Genomic DNA, 25095 nt, shown 5'->3' with positions numbered 1-25095 from the left:
CTCCTTTTTTATCAGGCCTGAAAGTTACTGCACGCCCCTGTCGGGGCTGATCCAGGTGGCTTTGCGCTTTTTGTCGCGCAACAGTGCTTTGGGGAAACCGTGAATGAGCGTGATGCTGTTGAGCATCCAGAATGCGTAGGGATACCAAATGCAACTCATGAAATAACGCATCAGGTTGCGCTCGTAGCGGCTGTCGATAAACATGCTCACGGAAAATTGCAGGATAAACATCATAAATGTGACCAAGCTGGCTACTTTGAACAAAGTCAATTCCTGCATATCGCCGGTAAACAGGCCGGCTATACCGATTACGGTAACGGTTAAGAGTGAATACGCCCAAAACAAGGTAACGAAATATTCGGCATACAGCGGCCACAAGCGGATATGGTGCAGCTTCCAAATGCCGTTGAAGTATTTCAGAATCACTTCCGCCCCGCCCTGAGCCCAACGCAAGCGTTGGCGGTAAAGCCCGCGCACGGTTTCGGGCATCAGCACCCAACACAGGGCGCGGGGTTCGTAGGCTATGTTGTAGCCGGCGATTTGGGTTTTCCAGCTGATGTCGATATCGTCGGTAATCATGTTGTCGCTCCAGCCGCCGATTTTCACCAGCACGTCTTTGCGGATGCACATGATGACGCCGGACACGGTGAACAATGTGCCGACCATGCTTTGCGAGCGTTTGATCAGGCCGATGATGGAGCTGAATTCGGCCACTTGCAGCTTGCCCAGCACGGTACTGCGGTTGCGTACGCGCGGGTTGCCGGTTACTGCGCCCAATTCGGGGTTGTTTTCCATGTTTTGAATCATGTATTCGATGGCGCTGTAATCGAGAATGGCGTCTCCGTCTATGCCGACGATGTATTTGCCCAAAGCATGGCGCACGCCGTTGTTCATGGCCGAGGCTTTGCCGCCGTTGGGTTGGTCGACCACGACGATTTTTTCGGCCTGCATTGCCCAGCGGCGGATGATGCTCAAGGTATCGTCGGTGCTGCCGTCGTTGATGAATATCAGCTCGTAGTTGGGATAAGTAAGGTTGAGCAGATGGGGAATCGACATATCGAGGTTGGCGGCTTCGTTGTAACAGGGAATCAGCACGCTCACCATTGGCGCTTCTTCTTGAAACATGTATTCCGGCTCATCCATGCGGTTTTCCCAAAAAAGGAAATAAAACAGCCCGGAAACCGTCCAGTAAACGGCCATGATGCCCGGATAGAGCATCACGAAAACAGCTAAATATTCATACCAGGTCATAGCGGCTATACCTTTACCATTATGGTTTTCTTACAATCGGGCGGCCGAACCGCCATGTATTTTTTCAGACGGCCTCCTTGCTTGGCGTGCCAAACGGTTGCCTGAGGCCGTCTGAAAAAATCGGCATTCATTAATGTTGGACTGAGAAGTCGGGCTTAATGGCTTTTAACGGCGGTTGGTTGTTGAGAAAGTCATCGTGGTGGTAGGCCAGATTTTTCACGCCTTCCTTTTTCAAAAGTTTCATCCAAGAGGTCATTTCGGCGGGATCGACGGGGCGGCCGGTCAGCGGGTTGACCGACTGCAATTCAAAAAAGGTTTTATCTAAGGGAACATTGCTGCGTTTTACCGCTCCGGCCAAACTTGCCACCCAACGTGCCGCTTCTTTGCGGCCGGGCTGCTGGCCGTTCAGGGTGTAGGGCATGGCCGAAATCGCCGTGAAGTCGTAATGATTGGCATAACGGGCGAGCTTTTCGGCAAAACGGCTGTGCGCTTCGGGCGTATCCGAACCGTTTACGGCCAGGCTGCGCACGGTTTTCATTTCGTTGGTGCTGTTGTAGCTGTATTTGAGAACCGTTTGTTTGAGCACGTCGGTAAAGCCGGTAAGGTCGGCATCTGTGCGGCTGTCTTCTTTGCCGACTGTTAAGCCTTCGTGAAAGACCAAACCGTTAAAACGGCTGCTGTATGCCAAATCTTCATAAATCTCGGTAATGGCGCGGCGGTTTTTTTTGCTGTCGGGCGACAGATTCAACGAGCGCGAATGCGGTGCGGCGGCTTTATCGGCGTCGATATAGTCGTAATTTTTGCCCAAGTCGAACGCGGTTATCGGCATCTGTGCATATACCTTCACGTTAGAGCGGGTTATCAGCTGCCATGCCACACGGCTGAACAAATCGGCTTTCACTTTCAGATGGCGGTTGGGGAAATACACTGCTTCGGCCACACCGTCGTGGTTGTCGTCGGCAAAGGCTTGCAGATAAACGGTGGTGATGCCCAGTTTGTAAACGCGCTCGATGAGTTTGTCGAAGCGTTTTTCCAAAACGGCCGGATCGGGGTCGTACATATCGCCCAAATCAACGTGCACGGCTCGTTGGTGCGGGGCTTCGTAGATTTCGCCTGCCAAATAAGATTTAATCAGCGGATAGCCCGATTCGGTGTCGATCAAAGCCCTTCCGACGCTGGGTTGACCGATGGTGTTGAGCTTGGCGTCGAACAGGGTGAAATCGTTGGTTAAGCCGACACCGGCAGCGATTTTTTGGGCAGTTTGGTTAAATTGCCCGTAAGGCCATACCAACACGTTCGGGCGCGTACCGGTGTGTTTGGCAATCAAATCAACCGACTGCTGCAAATCGTGGCGGATGCGTTGTTCGTATTCCGCTTGGGTTTCGTAGCGGCCGTTACGGTAGGCCGGAAAAATGGCGGCAAACTGCGAACCGTAGGGGTTGCCCGAAACGCTGTGGTGCAGATCGTGGGTGTGCGAGGCGATTTCTATCAAGCCGCTTTTCTGCATTTCACGCACCTGCTCCCATGTGATGAAAGCCGAGCGCGGCAGCTTTTTCTTGCCGTAGGCAATCGTGCCGCCGGGCGGAACTTCCAGCCATGAAGTTACCAAGGCATAGACGGCCGGATAGTTGAAGGCTTTGAGAAGCGGATAGATTTTGGTGTAGAAGCTGATGTAGCCGTCGTCGAAAGTAAGCAGCACGGGTTTGGGCGGCAGTTGGCCGCGCCCTGCCCGGGCATCTTCGATCTGCTTGAAGCTGACGGGCGTGTAGCCGTTGTCGCGCAACCAGTTGAAGTGTGCGGTCAGTCGTTCCACCGTGATGGTTTGCGGAAAATAGCTGCGGCGGATTTCGCCTTGCATTTCGTCTTTCTTGTCTTCCACAAACACGGGCGGCGGTTGGTTGTTGTCGATCACATCGTGATAACACATCACGCCGTAGCGGACATCGGAAGCATTGGCGGCTTGGAAACCGCCGGCCAACAACAGGGCGGCAATCAGGCTTTTGTATTTCATGGTCTGTGCGTATCTTGGGTTGGATGGTTGGGAACATGGTTTTCAGACGGCCTCATCAGCCGTTAGGCCGTCTGAAAACATATCGCAAATAAACTTAAATTTTGCTACGGCGTTGCTGCGCCTTAGCTCAAAGAGAACGATTGTGTAAGCCGCTAAAGCGGCAACAGAATCGGTTCCGTACTCCTTGTACTGTCTGCGGCTTGCTGCCTTGTATCAAAAATAAGTTTCTTTGCTATACAAGCCAATTAAATTAATGGAGCTTGAGCTGGAGGTTTACGTTGCCGAAATTCTCGTATTCGGGAATGCCGTCATACATGGCTTGGCGGCGGCCGAATTCATATCCCAGCGTGGCGCGGCGGCCGAAACTCCAACCGTGGCCGTATTTCAGCAGCCAGGTGTTTTTAGCTTCGGCGCCCGACTGCCAGTAGCGTCCGGCACCGCCGGTGGCGGTTTGCACCCATTTCACGTCGTTATCCAGCGGCAACGTGTAGGAAAGCGCCAATTCGCCTCCTGCGGTTTTGCTGCTTTTCGGGTTGTAGTAAAACGCTCCGGGCGTGTCTTTGTTGCGGCTGTAATCCGCCAGCATCGAGCCGGTGAGTTTCCAGCGGTTGTATTGATAGATGTCGTGGGCAAGCCAGAGTGTGGCGGTGCGGCGGGTGTTGCCGTCGTCGAACTTCATCACGCCCGCGCCCACGCCGGCATGGGTTCTGCCGGAATGGTTGTATTGGGCGTTGACGGTATATTCATCGGCATACACGCCCTGCTCCCACGCTTTCACCGGCGTGTTTTCGCTGTTGAAGGCGGCTTTGGCATTCACGCTCACATGGTCGTTGATGCGGTAATCGGCACCGACCGAGCCGTAGGCTTTATCGTTCAAACGGGTACCGCGGCCTGCTTCGGCATTCACGATTACCGGATAGAGGTTGACTTCCGCGCCCACACCGACACGACCTGCATCCAGCGCTTGGCCGTGGTTCGGCACATGGGCATGCTGCTGCACCACATAAGCACGATGGCCTTGGCTGCTGCGCGGGCTTTCGAGCTTGGTGGTTTCGCGCCATTCGGTGCCGTTTTCAGGAGACGTAGTTTTCATCGCCGTGCCGGTAACGCTCAGCTGTGCGGCGGTTTCGGCTTGGCGGCGGCGGAGGAATTCTCCGTAGTTCACTTCATCGCTTTCCAAACCGGTCGATAAATCGCGCACGGCCGGCCAGTTGCCCGCTTCCATATAGGCGGTGGCAGACTTAGCATTAATCCATTTCTGATCTTTTTCCGACACATATTCCCGCGCCTGCTCAAAATGCTGTACCGCTTGATCGGTATGTCCTTCAAGCTGGAGCAGTTCGCCTTTCAACACCAGCCCCCACGGGTCGGCGGGATGCTCGTCGAGCCAGCTCTGCATCATCACTTTGGCGCCTTTGACATCGCCTTTCCATGCTTGCAGACGCGCGTTCCAATAGTTGTAGTTGGCGTAATAAGGGTTTTTGATTTCAACCGAATGGGTAAAGTCGGGCGTGTATTTTCGGGCGTTCCAATGCTGGAGCTTGGCCTGACCTTCATCAAACTTCATCAGGTCGGCGTCTTTTCTGATCAGCAACTCAACCAATTCGGGATCGGGGCGGCCTTGCTTGGCAACTTGGTTGGCCCAGTTTTGCTCCAACACCTTGCCTGCCTTGCGCGGGCTGCCCTCCATCAGCAGGGCGCGTCCGTATTGTTCTTGAACGTAATCAGGCTGTTTGCCTTGTTGCGACAACACACGGTAATCGCGCAATGCCTGTTTTGAATTGCCCACGGCAACGGCGGCGGCCATGCGGTCGCGCAATGCCTGCGTATGCAGCGGGCTGCCCGCGGGTGCTTTGTCCACCACCGCACTCAGGCGTTTGTACACCGAACGGATCTGAGCCGAATCAAAGGTAAATCTGGCGGTGCGCAACAAAGTGGCAGCTTTGGCAGACTCCAACCACAATCGGTCTTGCTCGGTAAACGCTTGCGGGAAGCGCGACATAATGTTTTCCTGCAAAGGGAAAAGCTGCAATTTGGCGGCGGTGCGGTAAAGCTGCAAAGCCGCGTCTTGATTGGCCGGATCGGCATCCCAACGGCGCTGCTGTTCATCCAACAACTCCGCGAGGGTTAAGGTTTGACGTTTCAGGTAATATTCGGCCTCTTGGATATCTTTATCGTTGCCGAAACGCTTGCGGTAAGCATCGATAAAATGCTTGGCTACCACATAATCGCCCGCATCCACCGAAGCCAAAACGCTGCCTAAATAGCCGACTTTATGGTTCGGCGCTTTTTCTTGAAGTTGGCGGTAATAATCGGCAGAAACACGGTAACGGCGGGCATCACGCGCCGCTTTGGCGATGTTTTCGAGCTCGTCGGCCGAATAATCTTCCATACGGCAATCGGGGCAGACGGCCAAAATTTCTTCCGCCTTGCCTTGGCGCAACAGCAAAGCAATCAAATCGGCGCGCACTTTCGCATCCGAGCTTTGCGCATACAGTTTTTGCAGCTGTGTCACCGATTCGGCCAACTCGGCACTACCGCTGCGGGCATGCAGCGCCCAGCGTTCACGTTCGGCTTGGATATCTTGTGAAGCAGCAAACGGTACGGCCGCAAACAGTGCTGCCACACCCAAAGACAGTTTGTGTAGTTTCATGATCAGGGAAGCTTTAGGAAAGGTTTCCGCACACTAACGTGCAGTGTTATCCGGCCTTGTCGGCCGTCTCATTTGCAGACACAAAAAACAGAACGTTTCTTTTGTAATGTAGACACCTGAACTACCGTAGATTTTTATTTATTTAGGATTATCAGGCTTTAAAATATTTACAGAAAGCTTATATCAATTTGAATAACGGTTGCCTAAGTTACCCTCCAACGGTCATTTAAAAGGCCTAACGGGTTTATCGATTTTTTTGAAACAATTATCATGATATAAAAATAAATAAAAAAAGTATTTTGCATATCACTATTTTCTTATTTAATGTACAAATAATAATTAACATACTGTTTTTAATGAATATTATTAACTTTCTTATCTTATAACGCATTACTTTAATTCACTACCCGCCTTAACCTTTCGGCATACGGTTTATCTATCCCACTCTTGCCGTTACCGCCTATTCAACGCACAATAGGCCGTCTGAAAACGACCGCCAACACTCAAAAGGAGAACCGCATGAATACCCTTCGCACCGACAACACCGTCTGCATCGTGGTGGACATCCAAGAACGGCTCAACCCCGCTTTGGCCGACGCCGATACCATGACCGAACGCAGCCGCGTGCTTCTGCAAGGTTTGCAGGCCATAGGCGTGCCGCTCTTGGCGACCGAGCAATACCCTAAAGGCTTGGGCAGCACCGTACCCGCCATCCGCCTGCTGCTCGACGATGCGCCGATTTTTGAAAAAACCCGTTTCTCCGCCCTATTGCCCGAAGTGGCCGACATTCTGCAAAACCTGCGCACCGAAAACGTGATCCTGATTGGCGCAGAAGCCCATGTGTGTATGCTGCAAACCGTGCTCGACCTGCGCAACGAAGGTTTTGGCGTTTATGTGCCGTTTGAGTGCACCGAGTCGCGCGACCCCGCCAACAAACAAAACGCTTTGCAACAAATGCAAACCGCCGGCGCGGTGGTTTCCAATGTGGAAAGCATCTTGTTCCAACTTTTGGGCGACGCCAAACACCCCGCGTTTAAAACCGTGTCCAAGCTGATTCAATAAGGTTTGCCGTATAAACGAAGATGCCGTCTGAAAAACTTTTTCAGACGGCATCTTTATTAAACACTAAAGTCAGCCAAGGTTGCGATCCATTAGATGATAGTAAACACATGATTAACAGGCATACGGATTTTTTGCTTTTGATTTGACTCGGGCTTTCCGATTGCAACCAATAAAACAGGCAATAAATTTTCCGCCAAACCCGCTACTTGCCGGACTGCGTCAGGATCGAATCCGCTCATCGGGCACGTCGCCCAACCCCGTTCTTGTGCGGCCAGCATCAACGGCATCGCGGCAAGAGAAACACTGCGTACCGCTTCGTCTCGCTGCGCCGGAGCATTTTCATGGAATGCGCCATAAGCCGCCCTGCTCCAACTTTCTGCAGTGTGCGCACTAATAATGCCCGCTTGAACAGATGGTTGCAATCTATCGGCCAAATGCCGATAGGCCAGCAAGTCTCCGCTCATCACGATAACCGCAGCCGCTTGTAAAATTTTCGGCTGGCAAAACGCTGCTTGATATAAAGCGTGTTTGGCTTCCTTGGATTGAACGGCGGTGAAATACCAGTTTTGCAGATGATACGCCGATGGCGACAAGCAGGCCGCATGAACGAAACATGCCAACTCCGATTCACTGATATCCCCTTCGGAAAAGCCGTTTGCCGATACGCGTTGCTGCAATAATGAGATAAGTCGGGTCATATTGGAGAGTCCTTTTTAATTGTCTTGTTAGATGATGGGAGCGCGTGCTGCACTCCGAAAATGGAAAGCAAAGCCAACATAAATCCAAACATAGATTTCATGTCCATACCTTGATTGAGAAATAACCAGCCCAGCACAAAAGCAGAAACGGGGCTGAGCAAACCCAAAGAAGAAACAACGGCAGGCGGCAGCTTGCTGATACCGTAGAAAAACAATACATAAGCCAAGACTGTTCCAAACAGGCCAAGATAGAGATAACCGCCGATATTGGCGAGAGTAAGAGCACTCGGCAGCGGCTCGAGCAGCCACACAACCGGCATCAAAATCAAACCGCCAAACAACAGCTGCCACCCGGTAAACGACAACAAAGAAAGATGAATACGGCAACGTTTGGAAAAGAATATGCCGACAGCCATCGATACGGCGCCCAGCAAGGCTGCAATAATGCCGACAGCGTCAAACTTTGTTTCCGGCGAATAAACCAACAAAGCAATACCCATTATTCCCAACAAAGCCGCCAACCAAGCTGTTTTCGGCGGCTGCTGTTTATCTATCAGCCATGCCAAAACCAAAATCATCAGGGTTTGTGTAGAGCCTAAAATTGCGGCCAATCCCCCGGGTAAACGGTAGGCTGCCACAAACAGCATCGCCTGAAAAAATCCGATATTTAATATGCCCAATAGAAAAATCTTGATACCATCTTTGAGCTTTGGAACCTCTCTTTTCCATAAAATCAGCAGCAATCCGGCAGGCAGCACGCGAAACAAAGCCGCAGTAAACGGCCTGTCGGGCGGTAAAAATTCTGTGGTAACCAAATAAGTGGAGCCCCAAATCAAAGGTGCTATCGAGGTGATCAATATCAAAAAAAAGCGGTTGTTCATTACATTTAGTTTGAATTCAAGATAAAATAATTATGAAAACGTTTTATCTTGAAGTCAAGGCAATAATTTTGTTTTCACAAATAATCAACAGGTTCGCAATATGGTTCGCAACACAGAAGACTCAGTAGATACCATTATCAAACAATGGCAGAAAGAATTACCCGAATTGGCATCAGAAAAAATGGCTTTGATAGGCCGTCTGAAACGTTGTGCCGCCCTCATACAGCCTAAACTTGATTCGGTATTCAACGAATATGGTTTAGGAAGCGGTTCTTTTGACGTACTGGCCACGCTGCGCCGCTCCGGCAGCCCGTATTGCTTGTCGCCCACCGAATTGTTTGCCTCATTAATGGTCACATCGGGCACGATGACGGTAAGGCTGCAAAAATTGGAAAGCCAAGGTTTGATCAAGCGCGTTCCCAACCCTAACGACGCGCGCAGTACATTGGTGCAGTTAACTGAAAAAGGGGCGCAACTGATTGAAAAAGCAGTATTCGAACACGTTGAGAATGAAAGCAGGCTGTTAGACGGTTTATCCGATGAAACGCAGCAACAACTCAATCAGAATTTGGCAGAACTCATGCACTTGCTGGAAAGCAAGGATAACCGCTAACGGCATTCGGCCTGATAACGGGTTTTCCGTTTATACATAAACAGAAAGAAGTTCCCAAAGAAGTTCCAAAGGCCGTCTGAAAAACTTTTTCAGACGGCCTCTTTGCATACTTTCATCAGGCCGTTTCCCCCGCCGCCACCACGCTTTCAGACGGCCTCAAACATTGCTATGATAGGCCGTCTGAAACCTGTTTGCGCCCGTCATGAACCCTATCGAAAACGCCCGCCGCCATTCCCAATACCTCTCGCGCCATCTCGACAACGGCAATCTGCAACCCGACATCCTCAACCCGATGCTGGAAAAAACATTGGGCAGCGAAGACTTCCAAGCCTTCGCCGATTGGGGGCAAATCCAAACCGACGAAAACGAAGCCGAACTCGCCCGCCAGCTGCGCCGTTTGCGCCGCTATGTGATGGCGCAGATTATCGTGCGCGACATCAACCGCATCAGCGATTTGGCCGAAGTTACCCGCACGATTACGCTGTTTGCCGATTTTGCCGTCAACACCGCGCTGGATTTCGCCCATGCTTATTATCGGGATATGTACGGCACGCCGATCGGCCGTTACAGCAACGAGCCGCAGTTTCTGAGCGTGGTGGCGATGGGCAAGGCGGGCGGTTATGAATTGAACGTGTCGTCCGACCTCGATCTGATTTTTATTTATCCCGAATCGGGCGACACCGACGGCAAACGCGAGCGCAGCAATCAGGAATTTTTTACCAAAGTCGGCCAAAAGCTGATTACGCTGTTGAACGACATCACCGAAGACGGGCAGGTGTTCCGCATCGACATGCGTTTGCGGCCGGACGGCGACAGCGGCCCGTTGGTATTGAGCGAAACCGCGTTGGAACAATACCTGATTCAGCAAGGGCGCGAGTGGGAGCGTTACGCATGGTGCAAAGGCCGCGTGATTACGCTGCACGCCAACAGCATCCGCGCGTTGGTGCGCCCGTTTGTGTTCCGCAAATACCTCGATTTCAACGCCTACGAAGGCATGCGCGGGCTGCACCGACAAATCCGCAGCGAAGTGAACCGCAAGGGCATGGCCGACAATGTAAAACTCGGCGCGGGCGGCATCCGCGAAATCGAATTCATCGCCCAGATTTTCCAGCTTATCCGCGGCGGCCAAGTGCGCGCACTGCAATTGAAAGGCACGCAGGAAACCCTGCTCAAGCTCGCCGAATTGGACATGCTCGACCGCCAAACCGTGCAGATGCTGCTTGAAGCCTACCGCTTCTTGCGCGATGTCGAACACCGCCTGCAATACTGGGACGACCGGCAAACCCAAACCCTGCCCGACAATCCCGAACAACAACAGCGGCTGGCCGAAAGCATGGGCTTTGCCGACTACGCCGCGTTTTCAGACGGCCTCGACCTATACCGCCGCCAAGTGAACGCCGTGTTCAACGAAATCCTTGCCGAACCCGACGAACAGCCGCAGGCGCAGGCCAACGGCTGGCAATGTATCTGGCAGCAAAACGCCGACGAAGAAACCCGCTCCGGCCGTTTGGCGGAACACGGCTTCGATGCCGTCTTAATCGGCCGGCGGCTCGACCAGCTCCGCAACAGCGGCAAATACCGCCACCTTTCCGCCCAAGTCCAACCGCGTTTCGATGCCGTGATTCCGCTGCTGGCGCAGGCCGCCGCCACCCAACCCGACCCCACCGTTACCCTGCTGCGGCTGCTGGATTTTCTCGAAAACATCAGCCGCCGCTCGTCGTATCTCGCTTTTCTGCACGAGCACCCGCAAGCCCTGCAACGGCTGGCCGACATCATGGGGCAAAGCTCGTGGGTGGCCGGCTACCTGATGAAGCACCCGATTCTGCTCGACGAATTGCTCAGTGCGCAATTGATGGACACCGGCTGTAACTGGCCGAAACTTGCCGCCGAGCTTTCAGACGGCCTCCGCAATGCAGCGGACGACACCGAAGCGCAAATGGACGTATTGCGCCGCTTCCAACACGCCCAAGTGTTCCGCCTCGCCGTGCAGGACTTGGCCGGATTATGGACGGTCGAATCCCTGTCCGACGAACTTTCCGCACTCGCCGACACCATCCTCACCGCCGCCCTGCCCGCCGTGTGGGCCGACACCCCGAAAACCCATACCGACACCCCACGCATCGGCATCATCGGCTACGGCAAACTCGGCGGCAAAGAGTTGGGCTACACCTCCGATTTGGATTTAGTGTATGTGTACGACGACACGCACCCCGACGCACCCGACGTATACGCCCGCTTCGCCCGCCGCCTCACCAACTGGCTTTCCGCCGCCACCGGCGCAGGCACGCTCTACGAAGTCGATTTGCGCTTGCGGCCGAACGGCGACAGCGGCTTCCTTACCCACAGCATCGCCGCGTTTGAAAAATACCAGCGCGAAAATGCGTGGACATGGGAACACCAATCGCTCACCCGCGCCCGCTTCATCTGCGGCCTGCCCGAAATCGGCGCATCTTTCGACCGACTGCGCACCGAAATCCTCACCCGCCCGCGCAACCGGGCCGAACTCGCCCGCGAAATCATCGCCATGCGCGAAAAAATGTTCGCCACCCACCCGCCCGAAGACAGCGACGTCAAATACGCCCGTGGCGGCGTGGTCGATGTGGAATTTATCGTCCAATACCTGATACTGGCTTATGCGGGCGAACATCCGCAACTGCTCGACAACTACGGCAACATCGCCTTGCTCAACATCGCCGCCGATGCCGGCTTGATAGATAAAACGCTGGCCGAACAATCACAAACCGCCTACCGTTTCTACCGCCAACAGCAGCATAACGCCAAGCTTCGCGATGCCGGCAAACCGGAAATAAACGGGCAGATACGCTCGTATTACGACAGCGTGAGAAAGCTGTGGGAACAGGTGTTTGGGGAAGAGGTAAGATTTGAGGCCACAAACTGATTAAACCGTAAAATCAAAAGCATTCATTGGATTTAAGATTATGAACAACAATCGATTTTTCTCTTTTGCCGTTTGCAGTATTCTCATGATTGGTACCCCTATGCTCTCTCTTGCAAAAGATATCCAAGCGAGAGGGCTGCTCGTGGCTTCTTGGGGAAAAAGCCTTGACGCCGACAACAACAAAAAAATATTGTATTTTGATTTTATTCCTGAAAATCAAAGCATCTCTAACGGCAACGAGATTTCGATATTGACTAAGAAGCAAGATCAGCAAAACATTTTGAAAACATTTTCTACCATTCCGTCCGGCTTCTACTCTTATCAAGAAGGAATCGCAACCCAGCCGGTCAGCATTACGCTTTCAAATATAGGACAAGAAACATTTTGCGACAGCAAATACTATTACGCTGACTTTGTGAAATTACGAAAAATCAAGCACACAAAAATCACAAAAATACCCAAAGCAAAATGCTTAGACGCTTATCTGCGTGATGATATTTATTTAATTAAATCCACCGATGAAAAAGGCGTCAACTTAAGAGAAAAGCCCGCCGGCAATGCTAAAGTACTCAAAATCTTAGCTGATAACAAGTTAGTTAAGAAATTAAAAACCTTTCCGAATGGCTGGTTTTATGTTGCTTTGCTGAATGATGACGGCTCCGATATGAAACAAAATGTTCACGGATATATACACAAAAGCCAACTTAAATTATTGGATTAAGAATCTAGCGTTTCAGATATAAGCCCATTTACCCTATTAAGCCTGAGGCCGTCTGAAAAACAAAAAGAGCAGAAATTTCTGCTCTTTTTGTTTTTCAGACGGCCTCAAACCCATATCAACGGCAGGCTTTCAAACATTCACGCACCAATTCCGGGCCGCGGTAAATCAAACCGCTGTAAACCTGCACCGCACTTGCACCCAAGCGCATTTTTTCCGCAGCGTCATCCCCGTTCACAATACCGCCCACCCCGATAACCGGCAATCGGCCTTCCAACTCTTTCACCAACTGCGACAACACACGGTTACTTTTTTCACGCACAGGCAAACCGCTCAAGCCCCCTTGCTCCCCCACTTGCGGATGGTTGCCCAGCGAAGATTTATCAATCGTCGTATTGGTCGCAATAATGCCGTCCATCTCCGTTGCCAACGCCACACGCGCAATGTCGGCCACTTGCTCCTCATCCAAATCAGGCGCGATTTTCACCGCCAAAGGCACATAACGGCCTTGCGCAGCAGACAGCGACTGCTGCTTGTCTTTCAACTTGCCCAACAACGCCGTTAACTCATCCCCGCCCTGCAAGTCACGCAGATTTTTGGTATTGGGCGAAGAAATGTTAACCGTAATATAGCTGGCATAAGGATACGCTTTTTCCAAACAAATCAAATAATCGGAAGCAGCCTGCTCAATAGGCGTATCGGCGTTTTTACCGATATTGATACCAAGCACACCCGTGTAACGGCTGTTTTTAATATTCCCGATCATCGCGTCGATGCCGTGGTTATTAAACCCCATCCGATTAATAATCGCCTGATGCTCGGGCAAGCGGAATAACCGCGGCTGAGGATTACCGCTCTGCGGACGCGGCGTTACCGTGCCGACTTCGATAAAACCAAAGCCCAAAGCCGCCAGCGCATCAATATAAGCCCCGTTTTTATCCAATCCCGCCGCCAGCCCCACAGGATTGGGCAAATCCAAACCCATTAAACGGGTCGGACGGGTATCGCGGTCGATAGTAGGCAACACCCCCAAACGATAGGCAGCATTCAACGCATTTAAAGCAAGGTGATGGGATTTTTCAGGGTCTGTTTTAAACAGCAGCGGACGCACAAAAGAATACATAGAATAAGCCGTTTGTAAGTGATTTCTGATTCAGATATTTTACCTGAACGGTATCGTTTCGGGCAGCTTTATGAATGTGCCGTGAATAAAACTTGAGGCCGTCTGAAATTTCAGACGGCCTCAAAAAGTCAATTATCCGCTTTCTCTTCAAAGTATTGCTTTTAATCTTTTCTAAAATATTAAGTTTATCTTAAAATTCAATAAACTAGAAATCGAAACAGGTTAACTTCTACATTTCCTACAGTATATTTAGCGTATTTTTCTATTCATTAAGTATTTAATTCCTAACAATAAATAACAAAACTCAGAATATAACGATATTGCAGATAGCGTCATGCATGACAATATTAAATAATATAAGCTTTCTTCATTTTTTCTATTAGCAAACGCATACAAACAAAAACCTATGGCTGCCATATAAGGAATATAGGAAATTATAGGTATTTTTTGAAAGGTTTTAGGTAACGTATCTGAAACAAAACAGATGGAAATATTATTTTCATCTTTTTTCACAAAATAATGACGTTTACTCATCTCTATTACTTTATTAGGACTTATATTACATATATATATAAAAGATAATAAAAAAGTTAATAAAACCAACGAGAAATAATATTTATATAAATGAATATATCTTATAAATGCAACAATAAACAATGGGAAAAATAGCATTGTAAAAATTACACCTAAATTAAGGAAAATAGACTGATAAAACATTGATTTTATAACTCTACCTGAATTATAAAAATATTTAATAACTTTTAAAGTTATTAAAAAATATAAAAATTCAAAAAGAGCATAAGAAATAATAATGATGACTTTCTGTTCAATTATTATATTTAAATCAATAAAAATGATGGGGATTATCTGGCATATTAGAATTATAGCCGTCCACTTAACATATTTATTGATTTTTAAATTGTTAATTATTTCAAAATCAAAATGATTAAGAATTACATTCATATACCATTACCTAAAACAGATAGGATGAAGTAGATTAACCCTAAAAATATACCAAAGCAGCAGGGATTTTTATTTACTACTTTAGTGTTCCAAAGTTAAAACGAAACTCACATTCTTTCAAAAGTAGCCAAAAAAACTTCCGATCAGTTCCATTGTAGTTATATAAAATACACTTAGCTTGTACTCAAAAATTTTCTATATCGTCAATATGAGTGTGGCACTTAGCAAACTGTTCGCTGTAATTGATGTTGAGATAGTAACAACCGTATAAACCTACCTCCATGTTTAAGGATACCGAAACCACCACTTTACCTGCCACTCCCCTACCACGCTTTCCTTTACGCCTACCACCGAAATAGCTCTTATCCAATTCTATTGCGCCCTCAAAACCTGATCTGCTTCCAAAGCCAAATGATGGCTGATAACGAGACGGATTTTGCGGTAAAAGAAAATAGCCGTATTGGGCTGAATACCCAAGATATCGACAGCAGAACGTGTGGTTACTTCCAATACAAAATATTCAAGCAGTTTTCTTTGCAGACTCTTCTTTAACTTACAGTGGGTTATCTTCATTTTGACAGCCTATCATGACTGCCAATCTACGTCAGCCCTTTTATATTCCAAAACCAAAATCATTAAACTCTACTTGAAAGTCTTTGATATCTATTATTAGCTAAAGCATTAGTATAGAGGCTGTCTGAAAGTTTTTCAGACAGCCTCTATTTTGATGTTTCTCCTATACTAAATTTCCCTGCCATACAACCCCCAAGCCAAAGTTTTTCCCGACAGCACTTTTTCCCGCGCTTTTTCGTCTAAAACTTCGTTTGCATGTTTGTTGAATTCCCTTCGCCATGCGGGCAGCCATGTATATCTTGAATTGGTGCTCGCTCCGCCTAATTCGGGGGAATACAGCAGCTCTGCCAATACCTCTTTATCTGTAATAATCCCTTTTTCATATGCTTCATTGGCTGTTTTCAACAGATAAATCTGATCTTTTATTGATGAAAAATGCATCAGCATGATCGCATAGGCTTTTTGAGACTGGTCATATTCGGGAGATTTAAGAACATAAGCTGCTTCACAAATATATTTATGAGGGCTTTCGTATATTTCCTTTGCTCCTTTTCCTTCCATTACTGTATATTTTGACGTATCTCGATCAGATTCATTCCATGTAACACCACTTATTAATCCTCTTTCTTTATTAAAATTTTCCCTACTTTTTTCTGATTCACCATTTATAAATTTAAAAAAATTATTACCTGTTTTGGCATACTTTTCTTGACATGAATACGTATCTATTTCACTATATATCAAAAATAAAACACACAGTCCAACTATGGTTAATAACAGTATTTTTTCTATTTTCTTTATCATTTTTTAATTACCTTATGTTTATATCGTCTGAAATTAGAAAAATCATATTCATCATCAGCATTAAATGTTCCACTCTAAATTCTAAAACCCGCATCATTCACTTCAATTTTATCTGCCCCTGCAGAAATACATACACCTTGCTTGGCAATGACAAAAGTGCTAATTATAAAAAAACAATAAAGTAAATTTTTTCATGTTACTTCCGATTACTTTAATATTTTTTAGATTTTTATTTTCCCATTTCATATTGACGACAAGAGTAAATTTCAGTTTATATCTGTTTTGCAAGGTACCAAATTCATAAAAGCATAGGGATTTAATAGTTATAATCCCCACAGCAATGTTTTCCCTGATAATACTTCTTCTTGCTCTTCTTCACTTAAGACTTCGTTTGCATGCTTTTTAAACTCCCTCCGCCATGCAGGAAGCCATGTATATTTGGAATTAGTGCTTTTGCCTTGCAGCTCTGGAGAATATAGTAATTCTGCTAATACTTCTTTATCGGTTAAGATTTTTTGCTCATAAGCTTTATTTGCTGCTTTTAACAAAAATATATGCTGCTCAATAGAAGCATAGTGCATTAACATAATCGTATACATTTTTTGTGATTGGTCATAATTTGGAGAACTGATAATATCGACTGCGGCACAAATATATGGATTTGAATTACTATAAATTGGCTCTTCTTCATGCCCAGCTATAATTTGATATCTGGAAAGGTCATAATCTTTCCAAGTATAGCCACTGATAAGATTTCTATCTTCTAATTTCTTTTTTCGATTTTTTTCGGATAAGTTTTCAATTTTTTGAAAAAAAACATTTAATTCTTTCTTTTCCAAATTGTCACAAGATTTTAATATTTTTTTTTCCGAACTAATATGCCCTGTAAAAAATAAATAATTACCCAAGCTAAAAAACATAAATCCAATAATTATAAATAATAACTTTTTAATCATTTTTAATTACCTTATGTTTATATCTTCTAAAATTCGTAAAATCAGATTTATCCGTTTCTAAATCAGCAGTACCATTCTGTAATCTAAAACCAACATCGTTGACTTCCACCTTTTCCCATCCGGCGGAAATACATACTCCCTTAGTTAGTATTATGCCTACATGCCCGGTAGCATCCGTATAAGGCAACATATATGCTCCTATATCTCCCGGTAAAGGCGTTTTATTCGAAGACCAGTTTTTTTGTAACTTACTTGTGTCTGCCCACTCTTCAGCTGTTGGAGGAGAAACTCTTGAATAATATGGGATATATTTACTCTTCCCATGTTCAATCCAAGGAACAGCGATTCCAGCTTCTGTTAATACATCATGGACAAATACATTGCATTTATTTGTTCTGTTATTAAAAGTTACATTTTTATCTTTCATTGTTAAATGAACTGATGTTTTAGAAGTATTTCCAGCCCATGTTGTACTACCTCTATGTTTCAAAGCGGTCAATACGATCTTTCTCGGGATATCCTTGATAATCACCTTTGCAAAAAGGTTATTATTTTTCCGTTTGACATTATATTCCACTTCAAAGAAATCCCCTTCTAATTTTCCACCTCCTGCTAGTGGAATCCTTGTCCATGGAGAAACTAACGTTAGTGTAGTATCCTTTCTTTTCAGTTCGTGCTCCCCAACTTTCTTTTCTGAACCGCCGGAAGATACAACTTTAATTTCAACCCGATTTGATAGTCTCTCAGGTATGGCTAAAGAATTTCCTTCTATACTTAATTTACCATTTGCCCATATAATTTGATAAGAGACTGTATCCTTATCTTTATCAACCTTGCCTTCCGATACCTTGATCCCATTTATATAGATTCTATAGTGTAGATTTTCTGGCGCACCAGCTAAAGAGTCCTTAAATACAATTAGTAATTTTGATTTGACCATTTTTAATTTTCCTCATTGTTGTCTTCTTCATAAACAAACAATTGCCAATCATCACTTTCTCTTCCTATTAATAAATAGCTGCCAGTATGAATCTGCTCTCTATCATGCTTAGAACCTAAACCGCTTTCATTTTGTGTTGTAGATGAAAACAATGTTCTATTGTCGGCAGTTTTTAACTTGTAATCTAAAGAAATACCTGAGATTTTTTGAGTTCCTATTCGCTTAATTTGAATCCTCATTGTTTCTTTTTGCTGCTGATTGTTCGATAAAAGTGGCAATAGATTATTCAAACTACTCGACCCCATCACCTGAAACCCCGCACACTTCACCCACACCATCTTCGGGCAGCCCAGCTCAATGTTGCCGTCTTTAATCTTGATGTAGGCCCCGCCGCTGGTCAGCAGGATTTCGTCTTTGGCCGCCACGGTCACTTTGCCGGCACTGCTGGTGATGGTGGCTTCTTTCAGTGCATTAATCTGCATCTCGTCGTTCTGTGCCTGTATCTCCACTTTGCCCTGATTGGCCTGTAACTTCGCGCCGCTGCTTTGGGCAAACAGGTTGACGCTCTCGACTGCATGGACGGTGAAGTTGCTGCCGGTGCTGATGTCGGTGTCGCCGCCGCTGATGTGGTGGATATGTTGGCCGGCGGTATGCAGTTGGCTTTGCGGGGTGGCGGTGGCGATGCCGTCGGGGGCGGATTGGATGATGCCGGAGCGTTGCAGCTGTTTGAGGCTGTCGTTCAGACGGCCTGCCTGTTCTTCGGCTTCGGTGGCTTCGTTTTTGGCGGTATGGGCGGCTTTGTTAAGGCTTTTAGCCAAACTGAGTGCCTGTTCCATTTGGGCGATGGCGGCATCCATATCCAATACCTGTCCCGAAGCCTGATTTTGGGCGTCGGTACTGATGAACAAGCCTTTCCCCGCCCTAACCGCACCCCAACTGTCGGTACGCAGCTCAAAGCCTTCGCCGTTATCGCCGCGTTTCTGTCTTTGGCCGTCGACGATATGGCCGAGGTTGAGTTGGGTTTTGCCGTATTCGGTCGCCAATTTGATGTGTTCCTGCCCCTGTTTGTCTTCCATGCGCAGCTTATTATTCGCCCAAGTACGGATAACGTTGCGGGTGTTCCAATCGGCAGGCACGTGGTCGGGGTGGGAACTGTCGTGCATCACTCCGCTGATGTAGGGCCTGTCGGGATTGCCCTGTACGAACGACAGCATTACTTCGGTGCCTTCGTGCAGCGGGAAGTGTTGGCCGTAGTCGGGGCCGGCATAGGGCTTGGCTAAGCGGATGGGACGGCTTTCTCCGCCCGGACTCCATTCATCAAGGTCGAACGGCAGTTTGACGCGGTAACGGCCCATATTGTCGATATAGGCGTAGGTGTAGTTGCCGGGGCTGGTGACTCTGGCGGGAAGGCTGCCTTGGATCTTCGGCAACGGGGTGATGCGTTCGGGGCGGAAGATGCTGTCGGCGGGAATGGCGGTGAAAGTATGGCTGTATGCTTGGTCGCGGCTGCCGCTGTGGGTGAGCGATACCGCCAACCAGCCGTTGGGTGCTTCGCTGAAGCTCGGGGCCGTCTGAAACACCAGACCGGGGCGAAGCGCGGTGATGTTGCCGCTGCCGGAAGCGACGATACGGCGGCTGTGGTCGAGCTGTTGCAGTAAGGCCGTCTGAAGTTGGGCTTCTTCGGGTGTTTTTTGATGCAAACCCCAATGGCTGTCGCTGCCGAGTAAGACGCTGCTGTCGGTTTCCGTACCCTTCGCCGTTACTGCGGACGATAAGTCGGTATCGGCATCGCGGTAGTTGTAGTCGCCGACGCGGATGGATTCGAGAATCGGGTTGTGTTTCACCTGTAAGGCGAACACCGCTTCCTCGCCGACGCTCTCCAATCCGCCGTGGGGGCGGTAGGGATAGGGAGAGGTATTACCGCGAAAATAATGGGCGGTATCGTCACCGAATACCGCCACATCGCCATATTGGGCATTCTGCTCGAAGGCGTACCAGATGCCTTCTTCTTCACACAACCGGTTGATAAAGGCGAAATCGCTTTCTTGATACTGGGTTACATACTCGCGTACACCGTATTCGCGTGAGGTATTGAAACGGAAATCGACACCGGAGAAGCCGTGGTGTTTCAGCAGCGATGAAATAATGTCGGGCACGTTTTGGTTTTGAAACAGACGCGAAGTGCGGTGGTGCTTCAATGCGGCGATGCGGGGTTCCAATACCATGCGGTAACGGGTCTCGTCCGCCGATACCGACAACTTCTCACAGGATGTGATGATGCCGCTCCATTCCTTCAACGGCTCGGGAGCCAACATCCCTTCGATCAATCCCAACGCATCAGAGCTTACCGGTGTTACCGTAAACTTGGCCGCTTGGTTGATGTAGGACGACAGCGGCAAATCGGCATCGGCAGAAGTGAGTTCGATGTCGAGGCGGTAGGAGGTATTCAATGCTTCGGTGGCGGTGAAGGAGACGACGGAGAGGGACGGACTGAAGCGGGAGAAGCTGAGGTGGTAGGATTGGGTCGGGGTCATCGTGACACTTTCTCAAATCAGTAAAGCGGGATTGATGCGTTTATTTAAACTGAAATATATCAAATTGAATATTTATTTTCTATTTGCATATAATAAAAGGCCGTCTGAAATTTCAGACGGCCTCAAGTTTTATGTAATCCCGTTTACAGCAAAGGAATCAACCCACCTTATCCCCCGGCTGCGCGCCCGCATCCACGTCCAGCAGCTTCAGTTTGCCGTCTGCCGTGGCGGCGGAAAGGATCATGCCTTCGGATACGCCGAATTTGGCCATTTTGCGCGGGGCGAAATTGGCGACGGCGATCACCATGCGGCCGTTAAGCTCGGCGGGATTGGGGTAGCTGGCGGCGATACCGGAGAAAATCACGCGCTGTTCGAAGCCGAAGTCAAGGTCGAATTTCAAGAGTTTGGTGCTGCCTTCGACAGCTTCGCAGTTGAGCACTTTGGCCACGCGCATGTCGATTTTCATGAAGTCGTCGAAGCTCGCTTGTTCGGCGACGGGCGCGTATGGGGATTTTTCGGCGGGGGCGGCTTCGGCTGAGGCCGTACCACTGGCAGGCTGCGCACTCTGAATGCTTTGTTTGTTGGCTTCGATTAAATCGTCCACTTGTTTTTGCTCCACTCGTTGCATTAAATGTGAGTATGGGTTGATGGTGTGGCCTTCCGGCAGCACGGTTGCGGCATCGGCCCAGCGCAGGCCGTCGAGATTGAGGAAGGCGGCGGCGCGCTCGGCGACTTTGGGCAGCACGGGCGCGAGGTAGATGGTGAGGATTTTGAAGGCGTTGATCAGCTCGCTGCATACTTCGTGCAGGCGCGCGTCTTGGCCTTCTTGCTTGGCCAATTCCCACGGTTTGTTGGCGTCGACGTATTCGTTCACTGCGTCGGCCAGCGCCATGATTTCGCGCAGGGCTTTGGCGTATTCGCGCTGTTCGAAATCGGCGGCGATATTGTCGCGCTCGGTGGCGAGTTGTTGTACCAATTTGCTGCCTGAAACGTCTTTCAGACGGCCTTCAAAGCGTTTGGCGATAAAGCCTGCGGCGCGGGCGGCGATGTTGACGTATTTGCCGACCAAATCGCTATTGACGCGGGCGATGAAGTCGTTCAGGTTCAAGTCGATGTCTTCGATTTTGCTGTTGAGTTTGGCCGCGATGTAGTAGCGCATCCATTCGGGGTTGAGGCCGCCGTCGAGGTAGGATTTGGCGGTGATGAAGGTGCCGCGCGATTTGGACATTTTTTGGCCGTCGACGGTTAAAAAGCCGTGGGCGAACACGCCGGTGGGGGCGCGGTGGCCGCTGAATTTGAGCATGGCGGGCCAAAACAGGGCGTGGAAGTAGAGAATGTCTTTGCCGATGAAGTGGTACATTTCGGCCTTGCTGTCGGCGCGGAAATAGTCGTCAAAATTCAGGCCGGTGCGGTCGCACAGGTTTTTGAACGAGGCCATGTAGCCGACGGGCGCGTCGAGCCAAACGTAGAAATATTTGCCGGGCGCGCCGGGGATTTCGAAGCCGAAGTAAGGTGCGTCGCGGCTGATGTCCCAATCGGAAAGGGTGTTTTCGCCTTCGCCCAACCATTCTTTCATTTTGTTGAGGGCTTCGGCTTGCAGGTGCGGCTGGATGCGGCCGTCTGAAAGCTCAGTGCTGCCTGAAGTCCATTCTTTCAGGTAGTCTGCACACTCGCCGAGCTTGAAGAAGAAGTGTTCGGATTCTTTCAGCACGGGGGTGGCGCCGGATACGGCGGAATAGGGGTTGATCAGCTCGGTGGGCGAGTAGGTGGTGCCGCAGACTTCGCAGTTGTCGCCGTATTGGTCTTTGGCGTGGCATTTCGGGCATTCGCCTTTAACGAAGCGGTCGGGCAGGAACATGTTTTTTTCGGGGTCGAAAAGCTGCTCGATCACGCGGCTTTCGATTTTGCCGTTGGCTTTCAGGGCGAGGTAAATCTGCTCGGAAAAGGCTTTGTTTTCAGGCGAATGGGTGCTGTAATAGTTGTCGTAGCCGATGTGGAAGCCGGTGAAGTCGGCCAAATGCTCTTCGCGCACTTTGGCAATCATGTCTTCGGGCTTCATGCCTTGTTTTTGGGCGGCCAGCATCACGGGCGTACCGTGGGTGTCGTCGGCGCAGCAGTAATGGCATTCGTGGCCGCGCAGTTTTTGAAAGCGCACCCAGATGTCGGTTTGGATGTGTTCGACCATGTGGCCTAAGTGGATGCTGCCGTTGGCATACGGCAGGGCGGAAGTGACGAGGATTTTGCGTTGGGTCATGGTTGGTGTTCGATAAACGGAAAACTAAAGTGGTGAATTATAGCGTATAAAACGGATATAGGCCGTCTGAAAGCGTGGGTGGGATGAAAGCGGAGAGCAGGTTTTCAGACGGCCTCAAGAGCAGGAAGTATTTGGAAGCACCAATCTAAAACACCGAACCGCTGCATCAGGGCAGCGGTTCGGTGTTTCGGTTTTGAGTATTTGATGTAAAGGGAACTGTATATCTCGTATATGCGCACTCCGGTAAGAAAGAGGGAATAAAAAGAAACAATCTTTTCAGGTGTTTAATGGGCCCGGCATTTAGGATGTCTGCCAAGTGTCTTTATTCTGCACTAAACAATAATAATTATCAATAATAAAAACCAAGAAAATTAATTAACTTTTATAACATAATGAAAATAAAAGAAATTAATTTCAAACTTAGCCTAAAGCAGGTTGCCGTCAAGCACGATATATATCCGGACGTTTCTCAATCCACCCCATAGCCGAAAGCAACAGCCGTATCAAGCCGCCGCCAAATCCCTTATAATTTTGATACAAAACGATACTTGCCGCCCTATGCAGGCCGTCTGAAACCTTTATTTTTATATTTAAATATTGCTAAGGCAGCCCCATATCAGGCTTCGGCACCAGTTTAGCCGTATTCTTTTTTATCGACCGATGCCGTCTGAAAAGCATCGCACAACCCGATCGAATTATATGTTCCACACTTATCAAACCGTACAACGCGACTTACTCGAAGCCAACCGATTGTCGCCCGAAATCCTATCTCAAAGCTTGAGCATCATCGGCAACCATCATGTGGATTATGCCGATATTTACTGCCAACGCACCGCGTTTGAAAGCTGGCATCTCGAAGAAGGCATGGTGAAATCGGGCAGCTTTCAAATTGATCAAGGCGTAGGCGTGCGTGCCGTTTCGGGCGACAAAACCGCTTTTGCCTATGCCGACAGCCTCGATGCCGCCTCTATCAACCGCTCCGCCCAAGCCGTGCGTGCCATCGGTGCGGCCGGCCAACACGCATCGGTGCCGGTGGCTGCCGCCCACCACGGCAAAAACGTACACGCAGCCGTTAACCCGATTATCGGTTTGGATTCGGCGGCCAAAGTGGCTTTGCTCAATAAAGTGGAAGCACTCGCCAAAGCCGCCGACCCGCGCATCGTGCAAGTAATGGCGGGGCTGACCTGCGAATACGACATGGTTTATATCGCCCGTTTGGACGGCAAACACGCTGCCGACATCCGCCCGATGGTGCGCCTGAATGTAACCGTGATCGCCAAGCAGGGCGACCGCCGCGAACAAGGCAGTGCGGGCGGCGGCGGGCGTTATCATTTGGATTATTTCGACGAAAACCGCATCAAGCAGTTTGTGAATGCCGCCATCCAACAAGCCTTAACCAATCTCGAATCCCGCCCCGCTCCGGCCGGTGCCATGACCGTGGTACTCGGCAACGGCTGGCCGGGCGTGTTGCTGCACGAAGCGGTGGGGCACGGCTTGGAAGGCGATTTCAACCGCAAAGAAACCAGCGCATTTGCCGGCCGCATCGGCGAGCGCGTGGCAGCAAAAGGCGTGACCGTAGTCGATCAAGGCGATATTGCCGACCGCCGCGGTTCGCTCAATATCGACGACGAAGGCAACGAAACCCGCCGCACCGTGCTGATTGAAGACGGCATCCTCACCGGCTACATGCAAGACGAAACCAACGCCCGCCTGATGGGTGTATCGGTAACCGGCAACGGCCGCCGCGAAAGCTATTCGTCCACACCCATGCCGCGCATGACCAACACCTTTATGGAAAACGGCAACCATGATCCCGAAGAAATCATCGCTTCGGTCGATAAAGGCATTTATGCGGTGAACTTCGGCGGCGGGCAGGTGGACATCACCAGCGGCAAATTCGTATTCAGCGCATCCGAAGCGTGGTGGGTGGAAAACGGCAAGCTGCAATACCCCGTAAAAGGGGCAACCATTATCGGCAACGGTCCCGAAGTGCTGAAACACGTTTCGATGATCGGCAACGACACCGCGCTCGACACCGGCGTGGGCGTGTGCGGCAAAGAAGGCCAAAGCGTACCTGTTGGCGTCGGCCAGCCGACTCTGCGGATTGATGCGGGATTAACGGTGGGCGGCAGCGAAGTGTAATACGCCGCAACTTACAACGT

Annotated in this window: 17 protein-coding genes and 1 pseudogene; 5 read left to right on the top strand and 13 right to left on the bottom strand. The window is 49.3% G+C overall.

The window, feature by feature from the left end; genetic code table 11:
• Positions 1-24 precede the first annotated feature (24 nt).
• The 3 genes from pgaC to pgaA form a co-directional block, all read right to left on the bottom strand.
• Positions 25-1251: a poly-beta-1,6-N-acetyl-D-glucosamine synthase gene (gene pgaC, locus CKV66_RS02750; RefSeq protein ID WP_085355653.1), complete on the bottom strand. Its 1227-nt coding sequence runs from the start codon at positions 1249-1251 to the stop codon at positions 25-27.
• A gap of 130 nt (positions 1252-1381) precedes the next feature.
• Positions 1382-3262, bottom strand: coding sequence for a poly-beta-1,6-N-acetyl-D-glucosamine N-deacetylase PgaB (gene pgaB / locus CKV66_RS02745; protein WP_085363300.1), 1881 nt, complete (start codon positions 3260-3262; stop codon positions 1382-1384).
• Positions 3263-3512: 250 nt separating this feature from the next.
• Positions 3513-5915: a poly-beta-1,6 N-acetyl-D-glucosamine export porin PgaA gene (gene pgaA, locus CKV66_RS02740; protein WP_085363299.1), complete on the bottom strand. Its 2403-nt coding sequence runs from the start codon at positions 5913-5915 to the stop codon at positions 3513-3515.
• A 519-nt stretch (positions 5916-6434) separates the two neighbouring features.
• Here pgaA and CKV66_RS02735 point away from each other — a divergent pair.
• Complete coding sequence (locus tag CKV66_RS02735) at positions 6435-6977, top strand: isochorismatase family protein (protein WP_085363298.1); 543 nt, start codon at positions 6435-6437, stop codon at positions 6975-6977.
• A gap of 89 nt (positions 6978-7066) precedes the next feature.
• Here CKV66_RS02735 and CKV66_RS02730 read toward each other — a convergent pair whose 3' ends face one another.
• Positions 7067-7675, bottom strand: coding sequence for a nitroreductase family protein (locus CKV66_RS02730; protein WP_085363297.1), 609 nt, complete (start codon positions 7673-7675; stop codon positions 7067-7069).
• Positions 7672-8556: an EamA family transporter gene (locus tag CKV66_RS02725; protein ID WP_085363296.1), complete on the bottom strand. Its 885-nt coding sequence runs from the start codon at positions 8554-8556 to the stop codon at positions 7672-7674. The genes CKV66_RS02730 and CKV66_RS02725 overlap by 4 nt, the downstream gene beginning before the upstream one ends.
• 100 nt (positions 8557-8656) lie before the next feature.
• On the opposite strand from CKV66_RS02725, the gene CKV66_RS02720 reads away from it, so the two are divergent.
• The 3 genes from CKV66_RS02720 (at position 8657) to CKV66_RS02710 (ending at position 12789) form a co-directional block, all read left to right on the top strand.
• A complete protein-coding gene (locus tag CKV66_RS02720) occupies positions 8657-9169 on the top strand; it encodes a MarR family winged helix-turn-helix transcriptional regulator (RefSeq protein WP_085363295.1) in 513 nt (170 codons plus the stop codon).
• A 202-nt stretch (positions 9170-9371) separates the two neighbouring features.
• Complete coding sequence (gene glnE, locus CKV66_RS02715; RefSeq protein ID WP_085363294.1) at positions 9372-12068, top strand: bifunctional [glutamate--ammonia ligase]-adenylyl-L-tyrosine phosphorylase/[glutamate--ammonia-ligase] adenylyltransferase; 2697 nt, start codon at positions 9372-9374, stop codon at positions 12066-12068.
• 40 nt (positions 12069-12108) lie between these two features.
• Entirely contained in the window at positions 12109-12789 is a 681-nt protein-coding gene (locus CKV66_RS02710; RefSeq protein ID WP_085363293.1) for an SH3 domain-containing protein, read from the top strand.
• A gap of 115 nt (positions 12790-12904) precedes the next feature.
• Here CKV66_RS02710 and CKV66_RS02705 read toward each other — a convergent pair whose 3' ends face one another.
• The 8 genes and pseudogenes from CKV66_RS02705 to metG form a co-directional block, all read right to left on the bottom strand.
• Positions 12905-13909, bottom strand: a complete 1005-nt coding sequence (locus CKV66_RS02705; RefSeq protein ID WP_085363292.1) for a quinone-dependent dihydroorotate dehydrogenase — start codon at positions 13907-13909, stop codon at positions 12905-12907.
• Positions 13910-14158: 249 nt separating this feature from the next.
• Complete coding sequence (locus CKV66_RS02700) at positions 14159-14872, bottom strand: hypothetical protein (RefSeq protein ID WP_095197827.1); 714 nt, start codon at positions 14870-14872, stop codon at positions 14159-14161.
• Between the two features lie 76 nt (positions 14873-14948).
• Positions 14949-15445, bottom strand: a pseudogene (locus tag CKV66_RS02695) (IS1595 family transposase).
• Between the two features lie 168 nt (positions 15446-15613).
• Positions 15614-16249 (bottom strand): hypothetical protein, encoded by a 636-nt coding sequence (locus CKV66_RS02690; RefSeq protein WP_085364553.1) that lies wholly within the window; start codon positions 16247-16249, stop codon positions 15614-15616.
• A gap of 323 nt (positions 16250-16572) precedes the next feature.
• On the bottom strand, positions 16573-17205 hold the full coding sequence (locus CKV66_RS02685; RefSeq protein ID WP_095197826.1) for a hypothetical protein: 633 nt from the start codon (positions 17203-17205) through the stop codon (positions 16573-16575).
• Positions 17198-18145, bottom strand: coding sequence for a hypothetical protein (locus CKV66_RS02680; protein ID WP_085364560.1), 948 nt, complete (start codon positions 18143-18145; stop codon positions 17198-17200). Before CKV66_RS02680 ends, CKV66_RS02685 begins: the two co-directional genes overlap by 8 nt.
• 2 nt (positions 18146-18147) lie before the next feature.
• Positions 18148-20679, bottom strand: a complete 2532-nt coding sequence (locus tag CKV66_RS02675) for a type VI secretion system Vgr family protein (protein ID WP_095197825.1) — start codon at positions 20677-20679, stop codon at positions 18148-18150.
• Between the two features lie 157 nt (positions 20680-20836).
• Positions 20837-22933: a methionine--tRNA ligase gene (metG, locus tag CKV66_RS02670; protein ID WP_085363739.1), complete on the bottom strand. Its 2097-nt coding sequence runs from the start codon at positions 22931-22933 to the stop codon at positions 20837-20839.
• A gap of 699 nt (positions 22934-23632) precedes the next feature.
• On the opposite strand from metG, the gene tldD reads away from it, so the two are divergent.
• Positions 23633-25075: a metalloprotease TldD gene (gene tldD, locus CKV66_RS02665; RefSeq protein ID WP_085363738.1), complete on the top strand. Its 1443-nt coding sequence runs from the start codon at positions 23633-23635 to the stop codon at positions 25073-25075.
• Positions 25076-25095: the final 20 nt, after the last annotated feature.

This window comes from Neisseria zoodegmatis (genome assembly GCF_900187305.1).
GTDB classification, from domain to species: Bacteria; Pseudomonadota; Gammaproteobacteria; order Burkholderiales; family Neisseriaceae; genus Neisseria; species Neisseria zoodegmatis.
The sequence above is the reverse complement of the archived record's forward strand: the minus strand, read 5'-3'. Positions and strand labels throughout refer to the sequence as shown.